This window comes from Micromonospora sp. D75 (assembly GCF_018070405.1).
GTDB lineage: Bacteria > Actinomycetota > Actinomycetes > Mycobacteriales > Micromonosporaceae > Micromonospora > Micromonospora chalcea.
Genome location: NZ_JAGPXV010000231.1, coordinates 1 through 8,403, shown reverse-complemented (window position 1 = coordinate 8,403; position 8,403 = coordinate 1). Strand labels below are relative to the sequence as shown.

The 8,403-nt window shown below is 76.6% G+C and carries 10 protein-coding genes; 3 read left to right on the top strand and 7 right to left on the bottom strand.

What is annotated here, in order from left to right; all coding sequences use genetic code 11:
* A partial coding sequence (locus tag KBX39_RS15780) for a helix-turn-helix domain-containing protein (protein WP_210871252.1) occupies positions 1-246 on the bottom strand: 246 nt, incomplete at its 3' end.
* A 219-nt stretch (positions 247-465) separates the two neighbouring features.
* Here KBX39_RS15780 and metF point away from each other — a divergent pair.
* Entirely contained in the window at positions 466-1,383 is a 918-nt protein-coding gene (gene metF / locus KBX39_RS15775) for a methylenetetrahydrofolate reductase [NAD(P)H] (protein WP_064445210.1), read from the top strand.
* 44 nt (positions 1,384-1,427) lie between these two features.
* Positions 1,428-2,117 carry a CDP-alcohol phosphatidyltransferase family protein gene (locus KBX39_RS15770; protein ID WP_064445211.1) on the top strand — a complete coding sequence of 230 codons (690 nt, stop codon included), beginning with the start codon at positions 1,428-1,430 and terminating at the stop codon, positions 2,115-2,117.
* A gap of 136 nt (positions 2,118-2,253) precedes the next feature.
* On the opposite strand, the gene KBX39_RS15765 is transcribed toward KBX39_RS15770, so the two are convergent.
* The 6 genes from KBX39_RS15765 to KBX39_RS15740 all read right to left on the bottom strand — a co-directional run bounded on the left by KBX39_RS15765 (position 2,254) and on the right by KBX39_RS15740 (position 7,565).
* Positions 2,254-3,741 (bottom strand): NAD(P)/FAD-dependent oxidoreductase, encoded by a 1,488-nt coding sequence (locus KBX39_RS15765; RefSeq protein WP_210871250.1) that lies wholly within the window; start codon positions 3,739-3,741, stop codon positions 2,254-2,256.
* Positions 3,742-3,753: 12 nt separating this feature from the next.
* Positions 3,754-4,881, bottom strand: coding sequence for a glycosyltransferase family 2 protein (locus tag KBX39_RS15760; RefSeq protein WP_210871248.1), 1,128 nt, complete (start codon positions 4,879-4,881; stop codon positions 3,754-3,756).
* The gene (locus KBX39_RS15755; RefSeq protein WP_210871246.1) at positions 4,878-5,681 is read right to left on the bottom strand and encodes a carotenoid biosynthesis protein; all 804 of its coding nucleotides are present in this window, start codon (positions 5,679-5,681) and stop codon (positions 4,878-4,880) included. The genes KBX39_RS15760 and KBX39_RS15755 overlap by 4 nt, the downstream gene beginning before the upstream one ends.
* Positions 5,682-5,800: 119 nt before the next feature.
* Positions 5,801-6,355: a GNAT family N-acetyltransferase gene (locus KBX39_RS15750; protein WP_210871243.1), complete on the bottom strand. Its 555-nt coding sequence runs from the start codon at positions 6,353-6,355 to the stop codon at positions 5,801-5,803.
* Positions 6,352-7,080 (bottom strand): monooxygenase, encoded by a 729-nt coding sequence (locus KBX39_RS15745; protein ID WP_043329444.1) that lies wholly within the window; start codon positions 7,078-7,080, stop codon positions 6,352-6,354. The genes KBX39_RS15750 and KBX39_RS15745 overlap by 4 nt, the downstream gene beginning before the upstream one ends.
* Positions 7,077-7,565 carry a YbaK/EbsC family protein gene (locus tag KBX39_RS15740; RefSeq protein WP_064445214.1) on the bottom strand — a complete coding sequence of 163 codons (489 nt, stop codon included), beginning with the start codon at positions 7,563-7,565 and terminating at the stop codon, positions 7,077-7,079. Before KBX39_RS15740 ends, KBX39_RS15745 begins: the two co-directional genes overlap by 4 nt.
* A gap of 513 nt (positions 7,566-8,078) precedes the next feature.
* Between KBX39_RS15740 and KBX39_RS15735 the strand changes: the two genes are divergently transcribed.
* On the top strand, positions 8,079-8,403 hold a 325-nt coding region (locus tag KBX39_RS15735), incomplete at its 3' end, for an SAV_6107 family HEPN domain-containing protein (protein ID WP_247660249.1).

The following is an 8,403-nucleotide window of genomic DNA, read 5'->3' as shown; positions in this document are numbered from 1 at the left end:
GGCGGCGGCCCCGGCGAGCAGCTCGCCGGGCACGCCCAGGACCGTCGCCAGCCACGCGGACCAGAAGTCGCCGGGGAGCCGGAGCTGACGCTCCCAGCGGGACACCTCGTGCCGGGTCAGGGTGGGCACGCCGGAGGCGGCGCAGAGCTCGGCGGCGAGGCGCTGCTGGCTCCAGCCGCGGGCGGCCCGCAGCTCGGCCAGGAGCGGCCCGAGCAGCCGCGGACCGGGCGGCCAGGACGGGATCATGGTGACCTCCGGGGGCGACGACGTGAAATGGCGACGCGGACGTCCGGCTGGCACCGGCGCGTCACAGTCGTGCGACCCCCGCGCGGGCCCCCGGGACGGCCGTCGGCCGCCCCACCGCGCTGTGGTCTTTCTACCCCCGGGGTACGACGTCGCGCCGCGAAGTGTTCGCGGGCTGGGAAGACCCTCGGTAAGCCGTGCGCTCCCGGCTACAGTCGGTCCGTGGCGCTCGGTCTTCCCTCGGTCCTCCCCAATCCCCAGCCGGCCATCGGGGAGCTGATCCGTGACGGCCGCCCCACCTTCTCCTTCGAGTTCTTCCCGCCGAAGACGCAGGCCGGGGAGAAGCTGCTCTGGCAGGCCATCCGCGAGCTGGAGTCGCTGCGCCCCTCGTTCGTCTCGATCACCTACGGCGCGGGCGGCTCGACCCGCGACACCACGGTGGCGGTGACCGAGCGGATCGCCACCGAGACCACGCTGCTGCCGATGGCGCACCTGACCGCGGTGAACCACTCGGTCGCCGAGCTGCGGCACGTGATCGGCCGGCTGGCCTCGGTCGGGGTGCGCAACGTGCTGGCCGTGCGGGGTGACCCGCCGGGCGACCCGGGCGGCGAGTGGATCGCCCACCCCGAGGGCGTCCGGTACGCAGAGGACCTGGTCCGGCTGGTCCGCGACAGCGGTGACTTCAGCGTCGGCGTGGCCGCCTTCCCGTACAAGCACCCGCGTTCGCCGGACGTGGACAGCGACACCGCCTACTTCGTGCGCAAGTGCCGGGCCGGCGCGGAGTTCGCGATCACCCAGATGTTCTTCGACGCCGACGACTACCTGCGGCTGCGTGACCGGGTGGCCGCCACCGGCTGCGACACGCCGATCCTGGCCGGGGTGATGCCGGTGACCCAGATCGGCACCATCGAACGCTCCGTGCAGCTGTCCGGCGCGCCGTTCCCGCCGGCGCTCGCCGAGCGGTTCGAGCGGGTGGCCGACGACCCCGAGGCGGTCCGCCGCCTCGGCGTGGAGCAGGCGAGCGAGATGTGCGAGAAGCTGCTCGACGAGGGCGTGCCGGGGATCCACTTCATCACGCTCAACCGGTCCACCGCGACCCGCGAGGTGTGGCAGCGGCTGCGCGCGGCCGCACGGGTGTGACCACCCGCCACACGACACCCGCGCCGTGCTTCTACGGTTGATCCGTGGTGGGCACACAGCTGAACTGGGACCAGTACGCGACCGCGTGGGCGCGGCTGCACGGCGGATTCGATCCGCGTACCGCCGCGCCGGTGGTGCGTGCCTGGCTGCGCTTCGCCTACCACGTGGGCTACGTGCTGGGCCGGCTGCGCGTCGGCCCGACCCCGGTGACCGTGTTCGGGGTGCTGCTCTGCTTCTGCGTACCCCTGTTCGCGGAGCGGCCCGGCGACGGACCGTTCCTGGGCGCGCTGTTCGTGCTGCTGGCGGCGGTGGCCGACAGCGTCGACGGCGCGGTGGCGGTCGCGACCGGCCGCACCACCCGGCTGGGCTACGTCTACGACTCGGTCGCCGACCGGCTCGGCGAGGTGGCCTGGCTGATCGCGTTCTGGCTGCTCGGCGCGCCGGGCGCGCTGGTCGCGGCGGCCGGGGGCCTGTCCTGGCTGCACGAGTACGTGCGGGCGCGCGCGGTGTCGGCGGGGATGCGGGAGATCGGCGCGGTGACGGTGGGGGAGCGGCCCACCCGGGTCAGCGTGGCGCTGGTCGGGCTGCTCGTCGCCGGGCTCACCGGGCTGATCGACGCCGACCTGACGGCCGGCACCATCACCATGGCCACCACGGTGTGGGTGCTGCTCGCCGGGTTCGGCCTGGGGCAGTTGCTCTCCGCCGTCCGCCGCGCCCTGGTCGACGCGGGCTGACCGCCGCGCCCGCGCCCGCGCAGCCCCGCCGCGCCCACGCGCGGCGGGCGGCGGGCGGCGCGCGGCACGCGGCGCGCGTTAATAAGGGGCCCTTCCTCTACCGGAGGCGTTAACAAGGGGCCCTTCCTTACACCCCTCACCAGGCGGGGCCGACCGCCTCGGCGACGATCTCGGCGGACATCGTGACCATGGGCAGGCCGCCGCCCGGGTGGCTGGAGCCGCCGACCAGCCAGAGCCCGGCCGCCGGGCCCCGGTTGGCCGGGCGCAGCAGCCCGCCCGCGGTGCCGTAGATCGCCCCGCCCGGCGCGCCGGTGGCCGCGTCCAGGTCGGCCGGGGTACGGATCTCCCGGAACACCAGCCGGTCCCGCACGTCGGCGCCGCGCTCGGCCAGCACGTCGAGGATCCGGTCCGCGTACGCCTCGGCCAGGCCGGGCCGCCGCCAGTCCACGGCGCTCGCGGCGGTGCCGTGCCGGGGCGCGTTCACGAGCACGAACCACGCCTCGTGGCCGTCGGGGCGTACCGCCGGATCGTCGGCGGCGGTGACGAACACGGTCGGGTCCGGGGCCGGGCGGGCCCGCACCCCGCGACCCGGGTCGCCGAGCACGGCGTCGAACTCGGCGTCGTAGTCGCGGGGGAAGAACACGGTGTGGTGGGCCAGCCCGGAGTCGCCGCGCACGCCCAGCAGCAGCACGAATCCGGCCAGGCTGCGGTCGGTGAGCGCGGCCAGCCGGCGCGGGTCGGGCAGCAGGTCCCGGTAGACGGTGAGCGCGTCCACGTTGGCGACCACCACGTCGGCGGGCACCGGCGCGGCCGACCCGGCCACGCGTACCCCGTGCACCCGCCCGCCCGCGGCGTCGATCCGGGTGACCGCGGCGTCGGTGCGTACCACCACGCCCAGGTCCAGGCAGCGCGACAGCAGCGCGTCGGCGAGCGTGCCCAGCCCGCCGCGCAGGTACCAGCCGCCGTACGCCAGCTCGGCGTAGGGAACGGCGACGAGCGCGGCCGGGGCGCGGCGCGGGTCGGCGCCGGTGTACGTGGCGTACCGGTCCAGCAGCATCCGCATCCGTGGGTCGGACAGGTGGCGGCGGCCCAGCCCGCGCAGGCTGCGGCCGGGGCCGATGGCGGCCAGGTCGCCCAGCCGCCAGGCCAGCGCGGCCAGGTCGCGGGGCGAGTCGACGGTACGGCGCAGGATGTCCCGGTGCGAGGCCGCCCACACCCGGCCGGCGCGCCGCCACAGCCCGCGCCAGTCGGCGGCGGACCGGTCGCCGAACGCGGCGCCGATCCGGGCGGCGAACTCGTCCGGGTCGGCGCAGGAGTCGAGCGCCTGTCCGCCGCCGGGGAAGACGTGCCGCACGATCGGGTCCAGCGGGACCAGGTCCAGGTATTCGTCGAGCTTCGCGCCGGTCGCCTCGAACAGGTCGTGGAAGACCTGCGGCAGCGTGAACAGGCTCGGCCCGGTGTCGAAGTGCCACACCCCCTCCGGGGTGTGGTGGGCGTACCGGCCGAGCTTGCCCCCGACCGTGCCGGCCCGTTCGAGGACGGTGACCTCGTGCCCGGTGACCGCGAGCCGGGCGGCGGCGGCGAGCCCGCCCACCCCGGCGCCGATGACCACGATGCGCGCCATGGCGTGCCCCTCCTAGGTGACCGGGCGACCCCGCCAGGTGAGCCGGTGTCGCTTCCGCAGATGGTACGACCGGACGGTCAGCCAACCGAGGACCACGACCGACACGGGGTGTGCGAGCGCGTCGGGCCACGCCCGTCCGCCGGTGGCGCGGGCGCTGACCACCCGCCCGGCGACCCCGGCCAGGTAGGCCAGGAACGCCACGGCGGCCACCGCCGGCGCGCCGGCGAGCAGCGCCCCGAGCGCCAGCAGCGGCGGCGCGACGTAGAGCGCGGACAGCAGCGCCAGCACGGCCGCCGCGGCGGCCGGGTGCCCGAACGTCGCCCACAGCGACTTGGTGTAGCCGTCGCGCAGCTGCGGCCAGGTGTCGTACATCCGGCAGGACGCCAGCCGGGACCCGTCGGCCAGCGCGATCCGCCCGCCGGCCCGTTTCACCGCCCGGGCCAGCTCGATGTCCTCCAGCACCTTGTCGGCCACCGCCGCGTGCCCGCCGGCCCGCAGGTAGCCGGCCCGGTCCACGACCAGGAACTGCCCGCCCGCCGCCGCGAGGGACGGCCGCCGCGAGCGTTCCATCGCGCGCAGCGGCAGGAACGTCAGCCACAACCACTGCAGCAGCGGCTGCGCCAGCCGGTCGGCCACCGTCCGCACCACGATCCGGGGGTACGGCGACAGCAGCGCCGCGTCCGCCGCGCGCAACTCGGTCACCGCCGCCGCCACCGCGTACGGGGTGAGCACCACGTCCGCGTCGACGAAGGCCAGCACCGCCGGCTCCGGGGCGGTCCGGGTGGCGAGCTGCCAGCAGGCGTGCGGCTTGCCCAGCCAGCCCGGCGGCGGGGCGACGCCGGTGAGCAGCGTGAGCCGGGGATCGTCACCGGCCACCGCGCGGACCACGTCGGCGGTGCCGTCGGTCGAGCCGTCGTCGAGCACCACGATCCGCAGGTCCGGCACGCCGCGCTGGGCCAGCAGCGCGCGCAGGCACGGGGTGACCCGCTCGGCCTCGTCGCGCAGCGGCAGCAGCACCGCCACCGGCTCGGTGACCTCGGCCGGGCCGGCGGCCGGGCGGCGCAGCCAGGCGTACGCGTTGACGATCGTGTGCCCGGTGAGCGCGGCGACCGCCACGGCCAGCGCGAGGGTGGCGATCATGCCGGGGCGTCGACGCGCGGCGCCGGCTCCGGCGCGGCGGCCCGGTCCCGGCGGGCCCGCCACAGCGTCACCGCCAGCGGCACCGCCGCCACCGCCATCCCGGCCGCGCCCCACAGCGCCGACGCCGGCAGCCGCAGGAACACCGCGTGCGCCAGCACGCTGGAGGCGTACGTCCAGAGGTAGAGCGCGAACATCGGCGCGTCCCGGCCGTCGGTCCGGTCCACCGACGGCCCGGCGAGCGGGCGCAGCGCGACCGCGAGCAGCACCGCGAAGCCCAGCCAGCCCAGGTAGTTGCTGACCGGGATGCCGGGCAGCCCGGGCAGCGCCGGGGTGGCGTCGCGCCAGGTCCAGTAGCCCTCGGCCACCATCTGCGGGTCGAGGAACAGGTCCCAGGCGGCCAGCCCGACCGCCGACAGCGCGATCCGGGCGGGGCGGGAGCGGACCAGCCGGACCGCGGTGAGCCACGCCGGCCAGGCCATCCAGGTCCAGGCGAGTGGGATGATCAGCGGCACCCCGGCCAGCTTCGGGCCCAGCTCGCCGGAGTAGTCGTAGGTGCCGAACGGGAACCCGGTGGCCACGCCGATCGCCTCCACCGCGAACCCGCCGCCGGTGACGACCGCGACCAGCGCGGCGGCGGTACGGACGCCGCGGGTGAGCAGCGCGTGGCCGACCGAGAGCAGCCAGCCGAGCACCACTGTGGCCACCGTGAGCCCGGCCCGGGTCGCGCCGCCGGTGAGCGGGTAGCAGATCTGGGCGAGGATCAGCGCGGCCAGCAGCGCCCAGGGCAGCCGGGCTCTCATGCTGTGCCGCCTTTCGTTCGCGACTGCGGGGCTCGCAAACCCGGCTCACTCCTCGCGCTCACGGTGCCGCCCTTTCGTTCGCGACTGCGGGGCTCGCAAACCCGGCTCACTCCTCGCGCTCACGGGGCGTCCGGCGGGGGCAGCGGCAGGTCCCGGCCGAGCACGCCGAACGGCCGCTCGTCGCCGGGGAAGTGGAAGTGCCGCAGGACGTCGACGAAACCGAACCGGCGGTACAGCCGCCAGGCCCGGGACTTCTCCTCGTCGGCCTCCGGCGTGGACAGCAGCGTGGTGTCGCCCTCGGCCACGGCGAGCAGCGCGCGCAACTGGCGGGCGCCCAGGCCGTGCCCCTGCGCGGGCGGGCGGACGTGCAGCTCGACCACCTCGAACGGGTGCGCCAGCCAGCGCTGCCGGTCCCGCGCGTTCAGCGCCCGGTGCACCTGGTCGTGCCACCACTGCCCGGTGGCGCCCCGGTAGCCGTACCCGAAGCCGGCCAGGTGGCCCTCGGTGGTGAGGCTGGCGACGGCGCGGAAGCCGAGCCGGCGTACGTGGGTGGCGATGTAGCCGCGGCGGGCCTCCAGCAGGTCGGGCCGGTAGCCCATCGCCTCGCCGTAGACGGCCACCACGTCGTCCAGCCGCCGGACCAGGTCGTCCGGTGTCCACCGCACCAGCCTCATGCGTACCCTCTCGCTGTTTCCGGGCCGCCCTCGGCGGCCCAGCCGAGCACCGTGCGGTCGCCGACCACGTCGCCCACCGCGAACCGCGCGAACAGTTCCTCCGCGTACCAGCCCTCGGTGGGGGTGCGGGTGATCGCGGCGCGGTGCTCGGGGGAACGGTACGCGAACGCGACCAGGTCCGCCGGGTCGCGCCACACGCTCACCGTGCCCTGCCAGCCCAGCGGCGCCTCGCCGACGCCGAAGCGGGCGAGCAGGCCGGGCGCGGCGTGCAGCTCGGTGGCGACCGGCGGGATCGCCCGCCAGAACGTGGCCGCCCGGCGGGCCCGCAGCCGGGCCCGGGTCAGCGCCAGCACCGGACCGGTGACCCGCCCGCCCGACGGCGCGCCGAACGGCTCCCGGCCGGACCACCGGCCGCGGCTGGTCAGCGGGCGCAGGTCGACCCGTACCGCGGCGCGGGCGATCCGGGCCCAGGAGCGGGCGACCGGGGAGGCGTCGAAGCCGGCCGCGTCGGCGGGGGAGTCCCAGACCACGAGCGCGGCCCATCGGGTCAGGTCGGCGTCGCCGGGGCCGAATCCGGTGCCGGTCCCGGTGCCGAGCAGCTTGGCGAAGCGGACGCCGGGCAGGCGGCGCAGCCGCGCCGGGTGGGTGGCCATCCGGGCCGGCACACCGGGTACGGCCCGCCGGGGCACACGCCACACGTGCAGCGTGACGAGTTCGGGGTTCACGCCACCTCGGCCGGCGCGCCGGCGGTGATCCGCAGCAGTTCCGCGTACGTGGTGGGGAACACCGCCCGGGGTACGCCGCCGGCCGCCCACACCTCGTCGTACCCGGTCAGGGCGGTGTCGACGACGGTGCGCAGCGGCGTGGGGTGGCCGACCGGGGCGACGCCGCCGATCACCTGCCCGGTGTGCTGCTTGACGAACTCCGGGGTGGCCCGGCGCAGCCGGGTCACGCCCAGCGTGGCGGCCAGCCCGGCGGTGTCCACCCGGTGCGCGCCGGAGGTGAGCACCAGCAGCGGCGCGCCGTCCGCGTCGAAGATCAGCGAGTTGGCGATGGCGCCGACGGCGACGCCGAGCGCCTCGGCCGCGGCGGCGGCGGTGTGCACCGCGTCGGGCAGCAGTCGGACGAGGCTGGCCTCGCCCGATCCGTCCCGCGCGCCCGCCTCGTCGAGCGCGCGCTGCACCGCCTGCACGTTCGGGTGTGGCTGCATGCCCCCATTCTTCCCTCACCCCCGGTACGACCCCGCCGGGGGCCGTGGCCCTCCCGTGTGTCCCCGGCGCGTCACACGTTGCGTTTTCGTCGGTGGGGAGGTGTACTGTCAGGGTAGTTAGAACGAGTGTTCGATTCGGTTGGAGCGGATAGCGGCTCAGCTCCCCGGCTGGCCCGGCTCCGGTCCGACCGGTCGGGCACCCGTCGAACGCTCCGGAAGCGGTGTTTCGCGGCACCGGCTTCCGGGAGGTGCGGCACCGCGGGCCGCACCGGGTTCGGACAGTCGCGAGTCCGGGCCCGTCAGGCAGGTTGTCGCCCGCCGCCCACGACCCCCGGGCGGCGGGCGACGGACCCGCCGGCACGCCGGCCGGGGGTGGGTGTGGGGAAGCGTCCACACCCGGCCGGCCAGCCACCTGAAGGTGCGTCTTCCTCCGCACCGACCGCCCCGGGCGACCGGGCGACGGTTTCCCCGTCGCGCGACCGCCCGCCCCGGCCACACGCGGAGGAGAGACCCATGCCGACCAGTCCGGCCCAGGCGCCCACGGTGCCCGCGCACGTGCTGCCGCACCGCACCCCCGCCCAGTTGCTCGCGGTGGCCCGCGACGGGCTGGCCGAGGCCGCCCGCACCCGTCCCGACGGTCTCCGGTACGCCGCCGCCCACCTCGCGGCGCTGCGCGCCGCCGCCGCAGTGCTCGCCGCCCGGGCCCGTCCCGCGCCCACCCGGCGGAACCGGATCACCAGCGTCTGGGTGCTGCTCGCCACCGTCGCCCCCGAGCTGGACGAGTGGGCCGCCTACTTCGCCGCCGGCGCGAGCAAGCGGGCCGCCGCCGAAGCAGGCA

Coding starts and splice junctions, on each gene's coding strand:
- KBX39_RS15755 (WP_210871246.1), bottom strand. CDS start 5,681: ATGAGAGCCCGGCTGCCCTGGGCGCTGCTGGCCGCGCTGATCCTCGCC.
- KBX39_RS15750 (WP_210871243.1), bottom strand. CDS start 6,355: ATGAGGCTGGTGCGGTGGACACCGGACGACCTGGTCCGGCGGCTGGAC.
- KBX39_RS15740 (WP_064445214.1), bottom strand. CDS start 7,565: ATGCAGCCACACCCGAACGTGCAGGCGGTGCAGCGCGCGCTCGACGAG.
- KBX39_RS15760 (WP_210871248.1), bottom strand. CDS start 4,881: ATGATCGCCACCCTCGCGCTGGCCGTGGCGGTCGCCGCGCTCACCGGG.
- KBX39_RS15765 (WP_210871250.1), bottom strand. CDS start 3,741: ATGGCGCGCATCGTGGTCATCGGCGCCGGGGTGGGCGGGCTCGCCGCC.